27 protein-coding genes and 1 tRNA gene are annotated in these 17725 nt (G+C 44.7%); 8 read left to right on the top strand and 20 right to left on the bottom strand.

Annotated elements, in window-relative coordinates; translation table 11 throughout:
• Together C0J08_RS14800 and ppa are read right to left on the bottom strand one after the other, a co-directional pair.
• On the bottom strand, positions 1–251 hold a 251-nt coding region (locus C0J08_RS14800; RefSeq protein ID WP_502711617.1), incomplete at its 3' end, for a hypothetical protein.
• Positions 252–341: 90 nt separating this feature from the next.
• Positions 342–872: an inorganic diphosphatase gene (gene ppa, locus C0J08_RS14795; RefSeq protein WP_212652701.1), complete on the bottom strand. Its 531-nt coding sequence runs from the start codon at positions 870–872 to the stop codon at positions 342–344.
• Positions 873–1062: 190 nt separating this feature from the next.
• On the opposite strand from ppa, the gene ihfB reads away from it, so the two are divergent.
• From ihfB to C0J08_RS14770, 5 genes are all read left to right on the top strand, one after another.
• The gene (gene ihfB / locus C0J08_RS14790) at positions 1063–1389 is read left to right on the top strand and encodes an integration host factor subunit beta (protein ID WP_502711631.1); all 327 of its coding nucleotides are present in this window, start codon (positions 1063–1065) and stop codon (positions 1387–1389) included.
• 74 nt (positions 1390–1463) lie between these two features.
• Positions 1464–1787 carry a LapA family protein gene (locus C0J08_RS14785; RefSeq protein WP_212652699.1) on the top strand — a complete coding sequence of 108 codons (324 nt, stop codon included), beginning with the start codon at positions 1464–1466 and terminating at the stop codon, positions 1785–1787.
• 5 nt (positions 1788–1792) lie between these two features.
• Positions 1793–2971 (top strand): lipopolysaccharide assembly protein LapB, encoded by a 1179-nt coding sequence (lapB, locus tag C0J08_RS14780; protein WP_212652698.1) that lies wholly within the window; start codon positions 1793–1795, stop codon positions 2969–2971.
• Between the two features lie 64 nt (positions 2972–3035).
• Positions 3036–3743, top strand: a complete 708-nt coding sequence (gene pyrF / locus C0J08_RS14775) for an orotidine-5'-phosphate decarboxylase (protein ID WP_212652697.1) — start codon at positions 3036–3038, stop codon at positions 3741–3743.
• Positions 3744–3884: 141 nt separating this feature from the next.
• Positions 3885–4193, top strand: coding sequence for a ComEA family DNA-binding protein (locus tag C0J08_RS14770; protein WP_212652696.1), 309 nt, complete (start codon positions 3885–3887; stop codon positions 4191–4193).
• 42 nt (positions 4194–4235) lie between these two features.
• Here C0J08_RS14770 and C0J08_RS14765 read toward each other — a convergent pair whose 3' ends face one another.
• Positions 4236–5960, bottom strand: coding sequence for a SulP family inorganic anion transporter (locus C0J08_RS14765; protein ID WP_212652695.1), 1725 nt, complete (start codon positions 5958–5960; stop codon positions 4236–4238).
• A gap of 270 nt (positions 5961–6230) precedes the next feature.
• On the opposite strand from C0J08_RS14765, the gene uvrB reads away from it, so the two are divergent.
• The 3 genes from uvrB (at position 6231) to C0J08_RS14750 (ending at position 8622) form a co-directional block, all read left to right on the top strand.
• On the top strand, positions 6231–8258 hold the full coding sequence (uvrB, locus tag C0J08_RS14760) for an excinuclease ABC subunit UvrB (protein ID WP_212652694.1): 2028 nt from the start codon (positions 6231–6233) through the stop codon (positions 8256–8258).
• Between the two features lie 16 nt (positions 8259–8274).
• Complete coding sequence (locus C0J08_RS14755) at positions 8275–8463, top strand: hypothetical protein (protein ID WP_212652693.1); 189 nt, start codon at positions 8275–8277, stop codon at positions 8461–8463.
• Positions 8464–8545: 82 nt separating this feature from the next.
• A tRNA-Val gene (locus tag C0J08_RS14750) sits at positions 8546–8622 on the top strand.
• 200 nt (positions 8623–8822) lie between these two features.
• Here C0J08_RS14750 and C0J08_RS14745 read toward each other — a convergent pair.
• The 17 genes from C0J08_RS14745 to C0J08_RS14665 all read right to left on the bottom strand — a co-directional run.
• Positions 8823–10064, bottom strand: coding sequence for a tyrosine-type recombinase/integrase (locus C0J08_RS14745; protein WP_212652692.1), 1242 nt, complete (start codon positions 10062–10064; stop codon positions 8823–8825).
• A complete protein-coding gene (locus C0J08_RS14740; protein ID WP_212652691.1) occupies positions 10061–10372 on the bottom strand; it encodes a hypothetical protein in 312 nt (103 codons plus the stop codon). The genes C0J08_RS14745 and C0J08_RS14740 overlap by 4 nt, the downstream gene beginning before the upstream one ends.
• Before the next feature lie 28 nt (positions 10373–10400).
• Entirely contained in the window at positions 10401–10943 is a 543-nt protein-coding gene (locus tag C0J08_RS14735) for a hypothetical protein (RefSeq protein WP_212652690.1), read from the bottom strand.
• A 9-nt stretch (positions 10944–10952) separates the two neighbouring features.
• Positions 10953–11399 (bottom strand): hypothetical protein, encoded by a 447-nt coding sequence (locus tag C0J08_RS14730; RefSeq protein WP_212652689.1) that lies wholly within the window; start codon positions 11397–11399, stop codon positions 10953–10955.
• An 11-nt stretch (positions 11400–11410) separates the two neighbouring features.
• Positions 11411–12373: a hypothetical protein gene (locus C0J08_RS14725; RefSeq protein WP_212652688.1), complete on the bottom strand. Its 963-nt coding sequence runs from the start codon at positions 12371–12373 to the stop codon at positions 11411–11413.
• A gap of 9 nt (positions 12374–12382) precedes the next feature.
• On the bottom strand, positions 12383–12994 hold the full coding sequence (locus tag C0J08_RS14720; RefSeq protein ID WP_212652687.1) for an HNH endonuclease signature motif containing protein: 612 nt from the start codon (positions 12992–12994) through the stop codon (positions 12383–12385).
• Entirely contained in the window at positions 12991–13233 is a 243-nt protein-coding gene (locus tag C0J08_RS14715) for a hypothetical protein (RefSeq protein WP_212652686.1), read from the bottom strand. The genes C0J08_RS14720 and C0J08_RS14715 overlap by 4 nt, the downstream gene beginning before the upstream one ends.
• Before the next feature lie 14 nt (positions 13234–13247).
• Positions 13248–13559: a hypothetical protein gene (locus C0J08_RS14710; RefSeq protein WP_212652685.1), complete on the bottom strand. Its 312-nt coding sequence runs from the start codon at positions 13557–13559 to the stop codon at positions 13248–13250.
• Between the two features lie 23 nt (positions 13560–13582).
• Positions 13583–14050 (bottom strand): hypothetical protein, encoded by a 468-nt coding sequence (locus tag C0J08_RS14705; RefSeq protein WP_212652684.1) that lies wholly within the window; start codon positions 14048–14050, stop codon positions 13583–13585.
• Positions 14047–14970: a recombination-associated protein RdgC gene (locus tag C0J08_RS14700; protein WP_212652683.1), complete on the bottom strand. Its 924-nt coding sequence runs from the start codon at positions 14968–14970 to the stop codon at positions 14047–14049. The genes C0J08_RS14705 and C0J08_RS14700 overlap by 4 nt, the downstream gene beginning before the upstream one ends.
• On the bottom strand, positions 14970–15419 hold the full coding sequence (locus C0J08_RS14695) for a hypothetical protein (RefSeq protein WP_212652682.1): 450 nt from the start codon (positions 15417–15419) through the stop codon (positions 14970–14972). Before C0J08_RS14695 ends, C0J08_RS14700 begins: the two co-directional genes overlap by 1 nt.
• Positions 15420–15433: 14 nt before the next feature.
• Positions 15434–15754, bottom strand: coding sequence for a hypothetical protein (locus tag C0J08_RS14690; RefSeq protein WP_212652681.1), 321 nt, complete (start codon positions 15752–15754; stop codon positions 15434–15436).
• Positions 15754–15969, bottom strand: coding sequence for a carbon storage regulator (locus C0J08_RS14685; protein ID WP_212652680.1), 216 nt, complete (start codon positions 15967–15969; stop codon positions 15754–15756). Before C0J08_RS14685 ends, C0J08_RS14690 begins: the two co-directional genes overlap by 1 nt.
• A gap of 9 nt (positions 15970–15978) precedes the next feature.
• A complete protein-coding gene (ssb, locus tag C0J08_RS14680; protein ID WP_212652679.1) occupies positions 15979–16464 on the bottom strand; it encodes a single-stranded DNA-binding protein in 486 nt (161 codons plus the stop codon).
• Between the two features lie 11 nt (positions 16465–16475).
• Positions 16476–16940: a hypothetical protein gene (locus C0J08_RS14675; RefSeq protein ID WP_212652678.1), complete on the bottom strand. Its 465-nt coding sequence runs from the start codon at positions 16938–16940 to the stop codon at positions 16476–16478.
• A gap of 136 nt (positions 16941–17076) precedes the next feature.
• Entirely contained in the window at positions 17077–17394 is a 318-nt protein-coding gene (locus tag C0J08_RS14670; RefSeq protein WP_212652677.1) for a helix-turn-helix domain-containing protein, read from the bottom strand.
• Positions 17395–17460: 66 nt separating this feature from the next.
• A partial coding sequence (locus C0J08_RS14665) for an integrase core domain-containing protein (RefSeq protein WP_212652676.1) occupies positions 17461–17725 on the bottom strand: 265 nt, incomplete at its 5' end.

Raw genomic sequence — 17725 nt, 5'->3', positions numbered from 1 at the left:
TCAAAATAAGCACAGCAATAAGCAAGAGACCATTGATTTGCTTGCATGGATTTCAATGCGTTTAACTTGAAGTGAGATGAATAAGGATGGCCTTTATGACGAAAACTTTCAACGCCATGTATTTGAAAAACTAATGACCAGTAACGGATTTGTCCTGATGACACTCCGAATTTACGACCGAGTTCTCTTGAACTTTCATATTGAGCAAGTGTGGCTAATTTTAACTTAAACGCTCTGTGGTATTTAGACATAAAAAGACCCCCAGTAATTGGATAGTCCAACTATTGGGGGTCACTTCACTTAGGATCGGTTTTTTTATATCTATAATTCGTGTCATAGAATTATTGAGCGTTGTATGCTTCTACGCCTTCAACGATGGCTTTTTTCGCTTCTTCAGCGTTTGCCCAGCCTTCAACTTTTACCCATTTACCTTTTTCAAGGGTTTTGTAATTTTCGAAGAAGTGTTCAATTTGATCACGAAGTAATTGTGGGATGTCGTTCACATCTTGGATATGACCGTATTCTTTGCTTAGTTTCTCGTGAGGAACAGCAACTAATTTAGCGTCCATCCCCGCTTCATCAGACATGTTTAGTACGCCAACAGGACGGCAGCGAATAACAGCGCCTGGGACAACTGGGTATGGCGTGATAACCAATACGTCAACTGGGTCGCCGTCGTCAGCCAATGTATTGTTTACATAGCCGTAGTTCGCAGGATAAAACATAGGTGCTGTCATGAAACGATCAACAACAAGTGCGTCCATATCTTTATCGACTTCGTATTTTACTGGAGTCGCTTGTGCTGGAATTTCGATGATTACGTTGATATCGTTTGGAGCATCTTTGCCCGCTGGGATCTTGCTATAGCTCATTATAGTTTCTTCCAATGTGTTGAATATTGGCGATATTATAAAAGCTAGACTGCTTCTATGCTAGTTGTGTAAGGTAGACATTCGTAATATTCTCTATTTGAATAAAATTAAATACGCAAAAACCGCTCTAAAATGCGTTAACTTATTGCTTTCTTTCTGAATTTAGCTAGTCTTACAGTATGGTCAAAATATAGTCGAGAGGACAGTAATGACAAAATCTGAGCTGATAGAGCTGCTAATCGATCAGCAATCCCATTTGCCAGTGAAAGATGTTGAGCAAGCCATCAAAGCAATGCTTGAACATATGTCTGATTCATTAGCTAATGGTGAGCGTATAGAGATTCGAGGCTTTGGTAGTTTTTCTCTGCATTATCGAGCACCTAGGATAGGTCGAAACCCTAAAACAGGGGAATCGGTTGAGTTGAGTGCGAAATACGTGCCTCACTTTAAACCAGGCAAGGAATTGAGAGAATTGGTCAATTTACCTGATGGCAATGAGATCAACGAACTTAACTAATTTACATCTTATGCCTCGAAATCTAAGAGCTTACACGGCATAATATAGCCATTCTATTTTTGGTAGGTTGTCTTATGCTTAAATGGCTGAAAAGAGTTATTTACACCGTCCTCGTTGTTTTCTTTCTCGCCGTGGGTGTGTTTTTTGCCATCCGAAATCCGCAGCTTATTTCTCTTGATCTTGTTTTCTGGTCCGGCCCTGAATTAAGTGTCGCTTTATACATCATTTTATCTTTTACTTGTGGCGCACTGGCTGTTCTTTTAGTTAGTTCTGTGGCGTATTTGCGTAGTGAGCGTGAAATCAGAGTGCTAACTCGTAAATATGAAAAAGCACGCGAAGAAGTAGATGCCTTACGTAAAGCTTCTATCACTAAAGAGCTTTCTGTTGGGAAGGAGTAATTGAGTTGACCGAAATAGGGTTGTTTTTGGTTCTATTTGTCGCGCTCTTTATCGGCTGGACAATGGGGCGTAAAAATACGACCAAAAAAAGTAAGCAGAGCAAAAAAAGCATCCCAACGGATTATTTCCGTGGTCTTAATCATCTACTTAATGATCAACATTCTGAGGCTATCGATGCCTTTGTCGACTCTTTAGAAGTCAATTCCGATACATTTGATATTCACTTAACCTTAGGGAATTTATTTCGTAAGAAAGGTGAAATTCAAAAAGCTATCAATATTCACCAAACTCTCCTTGCTAGACCTGAGATCTCACAACGTGAAATGCGTATGGTGCAATTGGAGTTGGCCAGTGATTTTATGTCGGCGGGATTGTTAGATCGAGCAAGCCGCCTTCTACTCAACATGGCGTCAACGTCGAAAAAAAGCGAGTTTCAGCCGAAGATTTTGGCTTTGTTGGTGGATTTGTATGAGTTTGAACAGAGTTGGGATAAGGCCATTCAAATTGGTGCGGAATTAATTAAAGAAACGCCAACGAAAAAAGAAATTAAACGCTTAGCGCATTTTCATTGTGAAATGGCACAAGACCTTCATAAGAAAGAACAGTGGAAGCAGGCCTTTCAATATTATAAACAAGCATTAGAAGTCGACCCTAGCTGTGTTCGAGCAAGTATTGGTGCCGCGGATGTTTTAAATAGTCAAGGGCGCTACCGTGACGCAATTAAAGAGTTAAAACATGCGGCTGAGCAAGACCCTGAATTTATTTCCATTATCATTCCCAAACTCAAAGAGTGCTATCAGAAGGTTTGGGGAAGTGGTGGTTATATTAAGTTTTTGCAAGAACAAAATCAGAAAAAGCCAACCACAGCGCTGATTATGGCGCTGGTTCAGCATTATATGGAAACGGATAAAGATTATGCTGAAATGTTCTTGGTTGAACAGTTGCGTCAACATCCAACAATCAAAGGGTTTAAAGAACTCATTAGCTTACAACTGGCAGATTCTCAAGGATATAACCAGCAACACTTGGTGGTGCTTTTTGAGCTGATTGATCAGTTAGTGCAAGCAAAACATAAATATCAATGCCGCCAATGTGGTTTTCCGGGTCATCAATTACATTGGCAGTGCCCAAGTTGTAAAAATTGGGGTGTGGTTAAGCCGATTCATGGATTGGAAGGTGAGTAACATCACCGCGCATTGTTAGATTTATAAAACGAAACGATAGAAACTGAGAGAAAGAGGACACTGAATGAGCTGCCAATCCCCTATAGTGGTTGCCCTAGATTACCCAACCATGGCGCAATCTATTGAGATGGCGAAACGACTTGACCCTAAGCAGTGTCGAGTGAAAGTCGGTAAAGAGCTATTTACTACATCGGGTCCTATCATATTAGATGAATTGCATAAGTTAGGCTTTGAAGTATTTCTAGATCTTAAATTTCATGATATTCCGAATACTGTGGCTAATGCGGTGAGTGTGGCCGCTAAAGCGGGTGTATGGATGGTAAATGTCCACGCTTCTGGTGGTCGTCGTATGATGGAAGCGTCTGCCAATGCGTTACAGCAATTGCCAGACAATAATACGTTATTGATTGCTGTAACGGTGCTGACCAGCATGGATCAAAGTGATCTTGTGGAGATTGGTATCGATGCAACGCCAGAACAGCATGTTAAGCGTCTTGCAGCCTTGGCCAAATCGTCTGGAATGGATGGTGTCGTTTGCTCCGCTCAAGAGTCCAGCATGTTATCCGCAGATTTAGGAGAAGACTTTGTTTTGGTTACGCCTGGTATTCGTCCTGTAGGTTCTGACCAGGGTGATCAGAAGCGTATCATGACTCCGGCCCAAGCTATGGCAGCAGGCAGTCATTACTTAGTCATGGGACGACCTATTACCCAGGCTGCTGATCCTATTGCTGCACTAACCAAGGCTAATGCTGATTTAGGCTTGATTGTCTAAATTGCTCGATCAGTTCCTTGAAGTCTGATTAAAAAGCTTTTAATCTAAAACCACTTATTTGTATCAAATGATTTGCTGCGATAAGTGGTTTTTTATTGGCAAGATGCCATCTTTTTAAAAGAATATGAAAAGGATTTTTCTATGATGAATATCAAGCGTATTTTACGTGTTTGCGTTTCTCGCTCACTTCTTATCGCCTCTCTGGCTTTTATGCCATTCTCACTTTTTGCTGCCATACCTTTGGATATTAATACCGCTACAGCCGCTCAATTGGCGGCGGTGATGTCCGGTGTTGGGGCGAAAAAAGCAGAAGCCATTATCGCTTATCGAGAGGCCAATGGTAACTTCAGTTCTATTGATCAATTGTCTCAAGTGAAGGGAATTGGGAATGTGCTTTTAGAGCGTAACAAGGATTTGCTACAAGTCGTGAACGACGATTTAGAAAACTAGTCTTCCCCGTTTAACTTGGGTGAATTCACTATAAAAAGCGGACTAGATATCCGCTTTTTTTTGGGTTAGGGCATTAATGGCTTGATGTTGCGTGAGGAACACTTTTCCACTCAAGTTTTCTATTAAGCTAGAGCCTGTCAGTTTATCCATTACAGGGCCTTTTATTTCAGAAAAGTGCAACATAACTTTGGCTGATTTTAATCGATCATCTATGGTTTCTAAGCTGTCTAATGCGCTAGCATCAATCATATTGACAGCATTACACATAAGAATCAGGTGTTTGATGTCTGTGTGTTCTGACACTAAGGCGAGTACATAATCTTCTAGAACTCTGGCATTAGCAAAGAATAGGTTTTCATCGATGCGAATGGTGATGATTTCAGGGTCTGTTTCAACATCAAAACGTTTCACATTACGAAAATGCTCCGTTCCTGGTAGGCGACCCACCATAGCAATATGAGGATGGCTGGTATGCCAGAGAAAAAACAGCAAAGATAAAGAAACCCCAACAATTATCCCCGTCTCCATACCAACAAACAGCACGACAAAAAAGGTGGCAGATAGACCGAATGCCTCTTGTTTTGAAAAGCGGTATAACCTCAAGAAGTCTTTATAATCAATAAGCTGTAAAATCGATATGATGATGCTACTGGCTAATACAGCGGTTGGTAGATAATAAAAAAGTGGTGTGAAAAAGAGTAATGTCACCAGCATCAACAATCCAGTGAGTATGCCAGTCATTGGGCTTTTTGCCCCTGAGCTGACATTGACCACTGATCGTGAAAAGCCACCAGTAACTGGGAAAGATGAACTGAATGCCGCACTTAAATTAGCTAAGCCTAAGCCTATGAGTTCTTGGTTAGGGTTAATATTTTGCTTACGTTTTGCGGCAAACGATTGTGCGACAGAAACGGATCCAACAAAACCGACAATACTGATGAGGACTGCTCCTGGTATAAGGTCGAGCATCATGTTTATAGTAAATTTTTCGAAGGGAATAGTGGGCAAGTTGGTACTTATATCACCAACGATTTTTATGCCGAAAGAGTCTAGAGAAAATAGTCCAACACAGCTTGTGGAGGCAATGACAACAATAACGGGGCCTGATTTCCCTAGCATGTTAGCGGTATTTTTCTTTAATCCTAGCTTGCTCAGAATGGGCGTTAAATAACGTTTGAATAGTATTAAAAATGTGATGGATATCGCGCTTAAAATGACCGTCGGGAAGTTAATGTCATTGATGTGCAGCATCATGCTTTGTGCGAGCTCTATGAGGTTGTTGCCATGGGCCTGAACACCAATTAAGTGTTTGAACTGGCCCACTGCTATTAAGATGGCGGAAGCGCTAATGAAGCCAGAAATGACGGGATGACTGAGTAAGTTAGATAAAAAACCCATTTTAAACAGGCTCATTAATATTAGAAACACCCCAGATAAAAATGCCAGCATCATGGCGATAGCAGCATAATTTTCACTACCAGGTAAAGCAAATGGCATGGCTATGGTGGCCGTCATCATAGAGGTGACGGCAACAGGACCAACAGCCAAGGTTCGGCTAGTGCCAAAGAAAGAGTATAAAATAGCAGGAATGATGCCCGCGTAAAGGCCAGTAACAGCAGGCAGTCCTGCGAGTAATGCGTAACCCATACTTTGAGGGATCAATAAAATAGTGGCAATAAAACTGGCTACTGCATCGGTTTGCATATCTTCTCGCGAATAGCCTTTTAGCCAAGCGGCTGCAGGAAAGAACTTCTCCAATTTAGTCATGTTACTCGCTTAAAAATCTTGATTAGGAGGTTTTTATCTAGGTTCGTCATTGAGCAAACCTAGTTTGATTGCATTTGTGTCTGTTTTGATTTTTGTTATAAGAATATCTCTTAATGTTATATGTGGTGGTGGTATTGGTAAAGATGAAAATCAGTCTTTTGTATGATGTATTGAGCCAAATAGGGAGGTGAGGAATGATCGAAATACCAGACGTCTATGGCAAAATTTGTTAATCTAATAGGTCAATTGAAAAGCTAAGGGAAAATATCCGTGTCGCAAGAGTTTCAGGTTGTTTCATCTTATTCACCCGCAGGCGATCAGCCTAAAGCCATCGAAAAACTTGTTCGCGGTGTCGAATCAGGCTTAGCTCATCAAACGCTACTCGGGGTAACGGGCTCAGGCAAAACGTATACTATTGCGAATGTGGTTTCCCAAGTGAAGCGCCCAACTATTGTTATGGCGCATAATAAGACCTTGGCAGCCCAGCTTTACGGCGAATTTAAAGAGTTCTTTCCTCACAATGCCGTCGAATATTTTGTTTCTTATTACGATTATTATCAGCCAGAAGCCTATGTGGCTGCGTCGGATACCTTTATTGAGAAAGACGCGTCAGTAAACGAACATATAGAGCAAATGCGTCTATCGGCAACAAAAGCCTTGTTAGAACGCGAAGACGTTATTATTGTCGCGACGGTTTCCGCCATTTATGGCTTGGGCGATCCACAATCCTATTTAAAAATGATGCTGCACCTTGATCGCGGTGATCGTATTGATCAGCGCGCTGTGCTGCGTCGTTTAGCAGAGCTGCAATACAGCCGAAATGACTTGGTGCTTGAGCGCGGTAATTTCCGTGTTCGAGGGGATGTGATTGAGGTGTTTCCTGCGGACTCTGAAGATACTGCGATTCGTATTGAGTTATTCGATGACGAAGTCGAAGCCTTGTCGATGATTGATCCCTTGACCAACAAAACCATTCGCAAAGTGCCTCGCGTTACCATCTATCCGAAAACCCACTATGTGACACCAAAAGAAACCGTGCAAGCCGCAATTGAGCGCATTAAGGTGGAGTTGGATCAACGCCTTGAGCAGCTTAAATCTTTGAATAAGCTGGTCGAAATGCAGCGTCTTGATCAACGAACTCGATACGATTTAGAAATGATGCAGGAGCTAGGCTACTGCAATGGTATCGAAAACTACTCGCGTTACTTATCAGGAAGAGAAGAAGGTTCGCCTCCACCGACTTTATTTGATTATCTACCTGATAACGCACTGCTGGTCATTGATGAGTCCCACGTTACCGTGTCGCAAATTGGAGCCATGTACAAAGGCGATAGGTCACGAAAAGAAAACCTTGTGGAATATGGTTTCCGCTTGCCATCCGCATTAGATAACCGCCCAATGCGCTTTGAAGAATGGGAGCAAATCAAACCGCAGACCATCTTTGTTTCAGCGACACCGGGTAAATACGAAGAAGAGCATCAAGATTGGGTAGTCGAGCAGATTGTTCGTCCGACAGGCTTGATCGATCCGATTCTAGAAGTTCGGCCTGTGGTAACTCAGGTGGACGATTTATTGTCAGAGATAAACTTACGACTACCACTTGGTGAGCGTGTATTGGTGACCACTCTGACAAAACGTATGGCAGAAGATTTAAGCGACTACTTGAGTGATCATGGTATTCGAGTTCGCTATCTCCATTCAGACATTGATACCGTTGAGCGTGTTGAAATCATTCGAGATCTGCGACTTGGCGAGTTTGATGTTCTCGTTGGTATTAACTTACTGCGAGAAGGTTTGGATATTCCTGAAGTGAGTCTTGTTGCTATTCTAGATGCAGACAAAGAAGGCTTCCTACGCTCAGAAAAATCGTTGATCCAGACCATTGGTCGTGCCGCCCGTAACGTAAACGGTAAAGCCATTTTGTATGCCGATCGTATCACTGGTTCTATGGAGCGGGCGATTGGTGAAACGGAACGTCGTCGTGAAAAGCAACAAGCGTATAATGAAGAACATGGCATTACCCCAACGGGTATCACCAAATCCGTGGAAGACATCATGGAAGGGGCGTACAACCCAGGGGCAGGCAAACGCGGTAATAAAACGAAGAAAGTGGCTGAAACCGCCAAAGACTACCAAGTGGAAAGCATGGAAGACGTGGCTCAAGTTCGTAAAGCCATGATCCAATTGCAGAAAGAAATGATGCAAGCCTCAGAAGAGCTAAAATTCGAATTGGCGGCAGGTTATCGAGATCAGATTCGCCAATTACAGAAAAAACTCAAAGAGGTAGGCGAATCTTAAAAGTGGGGAAGGTGTCATGGCGCTAACGTTAAGAAACTATAATATTGTGCGTGTCATCGATAACGGTGTCATCGTAAACTGCACCGTAATCGAGATGTGCTATGACTATGCTCTGGTGCGCTTCAAAGATAAAAAGTACAAAGTGCCTTACGCTTTAATTGATGAAGTCATTGGCCATGAATTACTGGTTCCCGTTACGGAATAATGTTTTTAAAACAAAGGCTTTAAAAAATAACGACGAGGGCTTGTCAAAAGCTAACCTCTGCGTATAATAGCCAACACTTTTTAGGACTATAGCTCAGTTGGTTAGAGCGCTACCTTGACATGGTAGAGGTCGGCGATTCGAATTCGCCTAGTCCTACCACCTAATTTAGTAATAGAATCAAGGGCTTACGTTAATTTGTAAGCCCTTTTTTTTGTGTCTGTTTATCCTTACTTTATCCATTTCTTATCCTTTGTTATCCGTTTTTTGGTAGTGTTTTAAGGGTTTTTGGTATGTGTTGTGTGCTGGCGAGGTGGGTGATATTGCTGTCATTTTCGTTCAGGTATAAAAAAAGAGAGCGTTCAGCTCTCTTCTTCGTCGATTAGTTTGGCGAGTTCTCGCGGTATTCGCTGGTCTTTCCAGTTTATGTTTTTCATGTCTATTTTGCTGATGTCGAGTCCGGCGGCTACTTGTAGGGCTTCTTTTTGTTCGTGGCCGTCTATGTAGTGATTGGTCATGTCTTCGGTGGCGTGGCCAGCCAGTGCCATGATGTATTCTTTCGGGTAACCGGCTTTGAAGTAGAGCATGATGCCGAGCGCGCGGATGTCGTGGAACGATGGCCGTTCGTTCTGCGGCAGGTGGTTGTATGCCCCGCTTTTATCACGCCATTCTCTGAACTTTTTCGTTAAGTAGTCGGGCAGCACTGCGAATGGGTGTGGTTTGGCGTCTCGGTCGCGCCTGTCCATTCTTAGCGGTCTGCAATGGATTAGGTAAGGGCAGTGTGTTGTGCTGGTGATGGCGTCGTTTACAGCGTTCCACAGCGGCTCGCCCATTGCGATGTTAATGTGTACCGGTGTTTTGTAGTTGCGTGTTTTGCGCTGCAGTATCTTGATTGATCGCGTTTTTATGTCGATGTCACGAGCAATTTGAATGTCTACCAAGTCACTACGGCGCTGCAGGCTATATAAAGCAATATCCATGGCGCGTTTTAGCCAGGGCGGCGCAATTTTGTAAATCTCCATATAGCTGTCGAATGTGTGGCGGTGGCGCTTGCGAGCTTCTGGCTCTTTTGCTTTTAGCTGTTCGGCTGGGTTAATGTCGCAATATCCTGCGTTGATCGCATAGCGAAATATGTCGCGTATTAGCGGGACGTGTTTTTGTTGGGCGTGTGGCGTCTTGGTTTTGAGCAAGTTGTTTAGATCAAACGTGCGTACGTCCTGCACTCGCATTTTCGACCACAGCCCCATGTATTCATCTAGTTTGCTGAGCTTAATGTCTACCGTGTTTTTGCTTTGTTTTTTCGCTTCTAATGCTGCTAATAAAACAGAGTGTTTAAACTCGTCCAACACTTGCGACATGGGCGGATTGCTTGGGTTGTAGTTGCGCAGCTCTTCCGCGCGACGAGCAATTCGATTTACTAAGGATTCTTGATCCGCCAGTGCGATATTAAGCGCGGTCGCTGCATCGATGGCGACTGACTCAGGAATGTCTTTGCCCAACGACTCCATTTTGCCGTCTGGCATTTTGTAGTAGTAATAGGTCCCGCTTGGGTTGCGCATTACTTTTAAGTTGCGCGCGAGTCTGTTGGGCTTTCTTGGGCTCATCGTGTTGCTATGCCTTGTCTAAATTCGTGTTTTAGTAGAATTGCATCCGCCAGTGGGTTGCCTGTATTTACTGGCTCGATGCGTCTTTCTTCTGGTTTCTCGGGTGTGGTTTCGCTGTAGCCGTAGGCTAGCTGGCCATCGGGCAATATCCAGACAAACCACAGTGACCCTTCTAATTCGCCTGGTAACTCGCCTTTTTTAAGTTGGCGACGAAGACGAGGCAGCTCGCGCTCTGGATCGGTAAAGTTGTTCTTGGCATAGTCAGCAAGGCGTTGCTTGCGGGGCCATTTGGGTTTTATTAAGCTCATTGTGCTCTCCTTTTGCAATGATGAAATCTTATTGATTTACGGACTTTGCTTTATCTAAGGCGTTTTTGGCGATCTCGCCAGCTTCTGGCCATTTGCGGCCACGGTTGCGGATTTCCATAAGTGCTTCTTTCATGATTTCGTTTTGCATCATGTGTGGGTAATTTTTGAATGTGCCGTGAAGTTCTTCGTGATGCCGTCTTGCTGAGCCTGCTACGAATTCCGAGAAAAGCCTATCTATTTGATCACGGCTTTCTTTGTCTATTTTAATCCTTTCCATCGCCACGCCACCTGATCTAGTTTTAAAGCCATAATTTCGTGCGCGCTCTTTCTCAAGCTCATCTCGTAGCTTTCGTTCCCCGGCTGTAGCCAAGTCAAGAACCGCCCAAAGCAAGCTGCTTTTAATGTCGCCTCCGCTGGCGTGGCCAACGGTAACGTCTAGCTGCTTTTCGATGCTTGCAAACTTGCTGTCGGCTTGGGCGTTGATCAGTTCGTTTGCTACCCAGCGCGCGTGGGTGCTGTTGCCTGTTTTTTTGAACAGTTCTAGTTCTGATTGTATGGTTCGATTTGTCATCGTCTTGTCCTATTGTTTAAGGGGTTTTCGCCATTCAACATCTGGTTTCAGTACGGTGTGTTTTGTTTCGTATTCACCGCAGTACTCGCATGTTCTGTCTTTGTCGGTTTCTTTCCATTTATGAACAATGTCGTCATGTATCGAGCAGACTCCTTTTTTCATGTACTCTGACCAAAACTTGTCAGTGACATCCTTCCAGCTTTCGGTGCCGTGCTTGCGGCCATAGGCAAAGCGTTGTAATTTTTGCCCCATTGAGCAAAGGTTTCTAAGTTGTTGTGCATGTATCCAGCCTTCGTCTCTTGTCGATCCGATATAGAGCATTGAATCTTTGTCTTCGTAGATTCTTTGTTCTGTGGCTTGCGGGTGTTTTTGCACATAGAGAAACAGCTGCCAACTAAAGAAGTCGGATTGTTTATTTATCTGTGGCTTGATGTTTTTTGCCTGTATTGATTCCATGTTTTTCCCCGTTATTTTGTAAGGTAATATTTGTTGTTTTCTTCTGTTAGAAAGCCTTCTTTTGTTAGCTCCTCTAACGCTTGTTTTGTGCGTTGGTAGTTGGTTGTTTCGGCATGGCGCATGCTGGCTCTTACGCCGATTTCTCCGCTTTCCATGCCCTTAATTGCTTGCTTAATTTCTTCCAATGTTGGGCGGCCTGTTTCGTTGTGTTTGGCTTCGTCTGTTTGGTTTTTTTGCTCTGCGTTTGGCTTAACGCTTGGTGTTTTTTGTGGTGTTTGGTTTGGTGTTTGGTCGTCTGTAATGCCTGTTTTTACTGGTGTTTGGCGCACGGCGTAGCAAGAAAAAGCAACGAGCGGGCATAGGTCGACGAGTGCCGCTAAGACGATCCAAAGCGCCCAACGTCCCGCGCCAATAACAGAGACTAGGGCGGTTGTTGCGTCGGTGTTTGGTGTTGTTTCGTTGCTCAGTTGGCCGATAACAGCGCGACGATTTTCGCTTGCTTCTGATGCTTTCATGAGCAGCTGTCCAGCATACCAAGCGTTGCCTTTTTCTTTCGCGGCGTTGGCGGAATCTGTTAGTGTTTTTTCTTGTTTTTCTAGGTCGTCAACAACGGACATTTTTAGTTTGTAGTCGTTTGAGTTGTGCAATTGTGTCTGCTGGTTTTCTTGGAATCGTGACTCGAAAAATCCCGCTGTGGCCGAGAGGCTGATCGCAAATAACACAGCGGTAATTAGGTACATAACGCCAGCGATTGTGCGCTGGCGCGCTTGCCAAAACTTAGGGGCAAGCGCAGCAAATAGGAACTGAAAGCACACCAAAGCAAGGCCGACAATCGCCGCGAGGGCGGTGTCGATAGGCATGACGGTTTGCTCTGTGAATAGCAGCACTTCGCACACAACCGACACAGCGGCCAACACCAGCGCCAGTGATAACATGATGGTGTTTTCTGTCTTGCTTAAAATCAAAGGCTTCATGCTGGCTCCTTATACTAATTTTTCATTTTTGCGTTTAGTGCTGGCGATTTTTATTTGCGCTAACAGTTGCACGGTGTCTTTGGCTTCCGGGTGCGCTTTGCCAAGCCCCATGATGTTGACTACTGCGTTTTCGGCTTCGGTGACTAACTTCAGGTTGCTTGGGTCGCAGTTGGTGCGATCGTTGTCGATGAACCAAAGTTTGTGACCCTTTGGCACTTTGCCGTGTACTTTTTCCCATTCGACGATGTGCTTTAATCGCCAGGTTCTTGGCTCTGCTGTCTTTACCATCACGTAACCATCTTTTCTGTCTATTCGCTCTGAGCCGACAGGCTTATGTGTTTTTGGCATGTTGCCTTTTTTAAAGCGGGTTTCGACTGATCGGCCGCCCGGGTTGTAGCCTTTCATTCCGGCGTTCCAAGAGCGGTTACCCTTTTCAAAGCAACCTGTGCGACCTGTTAACCAGCCCTTCCTTTTACGCAGCGCGGCAAGGTTTTTTGCTTCAACATCGGTGCGGCTGAATGTTTCGCAAAATTGCTGGTGAAGTTCGGAAATAGGCAGTGTGCAATGCGTTTTAACCCAAGCCAGCTCTTGCTCTGTGTATTTGATCCATACACCTTTCATTTGCCGTTACCTATCAGCCCTTGGAGCGTCTGATTGTTGTTAAGCCCTACGTATTCCACTCTTAGCTTCACGGCTTCAAGCTGCAAAGTGGCATTTTCAACAACGCCTTTTGAGACATTTGTTACGGCTTTTGAGCGTTCGATTTCGTCTTTCAACTCGTCGCCTTTCAATTCTGGATTGTTCAGGCGCTCTAGCTGTGAAAAGAGGTAGCTGTTTAAATCTTGCAGGTTGTTGCTCATGGGTACTCTCCCTGTTAAATCAGCATTAAACTTTTGATTTGAAGGTCACTTTCTACAATTCCCCATGGCGCCCATGTATCGGGAGCATTAGGAATGCCCTTTTTAATATTTCCTTTGGATTTTCGGTTCTTGATGCTGCTTAGCTGATGAACACAAACTTCGTAACCGTATTGATCTAAGAAAGGGGCTTTTTCCAAAATATACGCTGGCACTTTGTTAGGCTTTTCTGCTTTTCTCACCATCAACCCAAGGTCGTATTTCAGAGGAATAAAAATATTCAAATCTGGGTTTTGTTTAGTGATTTCGATAGCTTGCTTTAAGTTCATAATGACTCTCCCTGTTGGCCTTATTAGGCCGCTTGTTCTTTGTTTTGTTGTAGTGCTTGCGCGGCGAGTTCGAAGCCGTGGAAGCCTTTAATAAACACGCTGCGGTAGTCGGTTTGCAGTTCGCCATGTTCGTCGCGCGGGTTTGCCCAGCTGCGCGGGTCTGCGTAGACGGCTAGGGCGGAGTAGGCCGCGTCTTTTTGTATTTCCGTGTGCTCGTTGAGCAAGTTGCTGAAGCGTACGTTAGTGTTATTTAGGGCTCTTTCTAGCTCAGCTATCGTGCGCTGCTGTCGTTCGTTTTGCATTTTGATGCGGTAGTTTTCAGCGGCTTGCTTGGCAAGTGAATCACGCATGCTGTCTGACAAATTGACGACTCTTAAAAGCTCTTCGTAGCCCTCTAGTGCCATTGCTAATTCGCGGACACTGATTTCGTTGCCGAGGTGGTCATGGCCAGCGAGGCCGCTTAAGTTCCAATCAATAGAGTGGGTGTTCATGCTGCTTGCTCCTGTTCTGGCGCTGCAATTTCAAACCAAGCGCAGAGGCTGTAGAAAAATTCGCGCGTGGTTAGGCTGGTTAGGGCAAAGTTAGCGTCTAGGTCTGACAAGGCACCGCCGTCTGAGTGGCTGAAAGCCGCCTCTTTAAGCTGGTCGTCCCATTTGATTTTTCGGATAGTCAGATCATCGTGCAAAACAAAACTAATCGTCGTTGGATCAATTAGTTTTAGCGCGAGGCTTTTCACGCTCATGCATTGCTGCAGATGGCGCGTTACATCGTCGGACAATGGCTCAAGGTTTTTAAACGCAATGCTTGCTTTATCCATTGTTTGTGACTCTTGAATATCGCACGTTGCGCCCGTCTCTAAGCTGGCGGGTACGTCGTTAATCAGGAGCCAGTGGGTCATGGTGGCAGACGGTGACACTTGCGCTTGTAACGGCATCATTGGAAAGCTGCCAAGCATGGTTTGCAGGTGCTTGAATGATTGCTCGATCATGTTCGCGCTGGTGCTGTAGATGGCAATAAAGCCTGCTTTGTTGTCGATGTGCATCCACACATCGCTGCGCTTTGCGTAAGCGGTTGGGCGCATAGTAAAGATCAGCTCTTCTTTGATGTCGGCTTTTTCTTTACGGCCTACCTTGCGGCCTTCGATTAGCTCTATTTGTGCCACTTTCTCTTCGAGTGCTTCACGAACCACGGCGCTTGGAAGGTTCTTTTCTTCTTTGGCGAAGCGCATAAGCAAGCAATCGCCAGAGCGTAGTGACCATGTTTCGCTGTTGCGGATCAGCGGCAAAGAGCCAAAGGTGAACTCGTCTTGTGAGCCCACTTCTTTTAACGGAAATTCAGCAAGCGCGGCTTCTAGTTTGTCGAAGTCGACCGTTTCTTTAAGTTGGAATAACGTAGCGGTTTTGAAAAACATTAGGCTATTGCTCCTTCAAGTTGAGGTTGGTCGACTAAAACAGCGTCTTCGAATTTAATGATCAAGCGAGAACAGCTTTCTGCTGTTTCACCGTTTCTAATGACTTTGTAGCGAGCAGCTTGATGTTCGTAGACACCATCAATGATGCCGTCTTTGATTCTTGTGCCGTTCTTTAGCGGTTGCTGTATGTTGTTTCGAGCAACCCATTCGTATTCAAGCGCTTTGAGCATGCCTTCTGCTTCACCGATAACTTCATCTAGTTCATCTACGGTTTCGCGGCTCGTATCCCAAGAACAGTTTTTGTCTAGGTCTTTAGCAAGGTCATAGCCGTCCATGTGGCTGCTATATTCGTGTGCTATGTCTCGCGCTTCGTCGTGGTCATAGCCATTGCTAATGGCGGCTGCGATTAAGATTTCGCTGTTCATTGTTGGTCGTTTTTCAGAAAACATAGTAACTCTCCCTATTAATTCGCTTTTAAAGCGGTTTGGTAGTTTTCATACCGCGCTACTTGTAGGTAGTGCGGGAATTTTTCGATGGTGATCGCGGTGCGGTGTGGCTTGTTGCCTGCGTTAACAGAAAACACGACTTCGCCCACTGCGAATTGGTCCCCATCGCTGCGCGTGCAGTCTTTTTTGCTTATTTCGCCATTGTTATTGGTGGCGATTTTTAAGCGGGTTTGGTGGCCTTTGCGGCTTCCGAATTCGATGATGGCCAGCGGCAAAGCTTGATCATTCAAGATGATGATTTTTTGCCCTTTTTTGCGTGACATCGTGAAGCCAGACATTACGCGGCACCCTGTCCAGCGGCTTTGCGGTCGCAGCCTATCAGCTCATCACGCACAATGTTGACGTTCTTTGGTGCTTCAATCGCCACGCGGGTTTGGTTGTGGTTGTGCGAGTTGGGGCGCGTGCTGATATGAATCTCTGTGTCTTTTTCGCTGGCTGGCACGTTTATCGTGATGCCTTCGCCTGGCTTGCGTGTTAGTAGTAAATTTCCCATTTTGTTCTCCTATTTGCGCGGGTATTGCTGCTGTGGCGCATTGCCCCAGCTGCCGAATGATTGTGGTGCAGGCTGTGGCGCTGACTGATAGCCGTGCTGGTCGTAACCTTGTTGATAACCGCCATGCTGTGGCTGTTGGTTGCTGTCTGCTCGGCTGTCTAGCAATTGCATTTCATTGGCAATGATTTCTGTTGTGTAGTGTTTGATGCCGTCTTTTTCCCATTCGCGAGTGCGTAGGGAGCCCTCCACATAAACCTTTGAGCCTTTTTTAATGAAGTCGCCAGCGATTTGACCAAGGCGAAAGTTGCCACGGTCCATAAACGCTACACGGTGCCATTCTGTGCGCTCTTGCATTTGGCCTGTTTGCTTGTCGTGCCAGCTTTCTGACGTTGCCAAGCTGACATTTGCCACAGCGTCGCCTGATGGCATGTAGCGCACTTCGGCATCGTTTCCTGCGTTACCAATTAATATGACGAGGTTCTTTCCGCGAGCCATGGGTAATTCTCCTAAACGATTAGAGTGTCAAGTGGGTCTGTGAGGTCGAGGGCGTTGTCGCGTCGACCGCCTTTTATGCCGCCTCTGTGGGAGCGAACATGCTTCGTAGTGCGTGCAACGGCGTTGTCTATGTCCTTGAAGACAAACGGGGTTTCTTGTATTGCGACCATTCCTGCCAACATGGCGAAGGCAAACGCACCGCAGCGCAAAGCATTGGCGTAAGTTGAATGGGCTTCAATTTTGAATTTGATGTCACCGCGAGCAATGGCGATTGCAATAGCGTGGGCGTTGTTACGCGCGCCGTAATGCTGACGAGCGGCCACCAAGTGATGGTTAATCGTCGGGTCGGCTTTGCAAAGACGGTGAGAGATTGTTTTAACTGGATAACCGCAAGCAGACATAGCCAAAGGGGCTAGTTGTGTCATGTTTAATGATGCGGTGTTTGATGGGTAAAACGTTATGTTTTCGTGTGACATCTTGTCATCTCCTGCGTTTATTTATTAAATATATATTTAAAATATATATTTATGCAAGATAAAGAACAAAATAAAAATAACAAAATATACTGTATTTTTATACAGTAATTTAGTGATAAGATAGGAATATCAGGACTTAGCGGTTGCTAATTAATTTTGAAAAATGTTCGATTATTTGTAGAGCGTGGTGTTGTTTTTTTGCAGGAAGGCGGCTGATGGCGCGACCAAGATTGGTCATTGCTTGGTCATAATTGTGGTGTCTGTCAGCAGTGAGATGGCCTTTATCGAGACCAAAAAACGCCTCGATTCGGCATATTGTGATTGGCTTGGGGCGATGACGATCAAGCTCCCACGATTTGAGCGTGTGAATAGAGCATTTTAGTGCTTTTGCTGCTTCGTTCCGTGACATCTTGGCGGCGATCCGTGCGGTTTTTAGGCGCTGGCCTACCGTCATATCGTTCACTGTTGGTTATAAATTTCTTTCATTTGTGTCGTCCTAAAATAAGTTGACGATTTTTTGTTAAGCCAGTATGGATTCCATACTGGCTTTTTCATGCACTTCTTCTGGTGTTTTCATATTAAGACTTAAGTGAGGTCGATACCTATTATAGATATCAATAGACTCACTAATATGCCTTTCTAATTCTTTAAAAGTTCTGCATCTTCCAATCAAAAATTCTTGCTTCAATATGCCATTCACCCTTTCTGCTAACGCATTTTGGTAGCAGTCATAGCCATCTGTCATCGACGGCTTTATTTTATTGCGTTGTAATTCTTTTTGATAA

The sequence above is a fragment of the Marinomonas sp. CT5 genome (assembly GCF_018336975.1).
Lineage (GTDB): Bacteria > Pseudomonadota > Gammaproteobacteria > Pseudomonadales > Marinomonadaceae > Marinomonas.
This window is presented reverse-complemented; position numbering and strand designations above follow the sequence as displayed.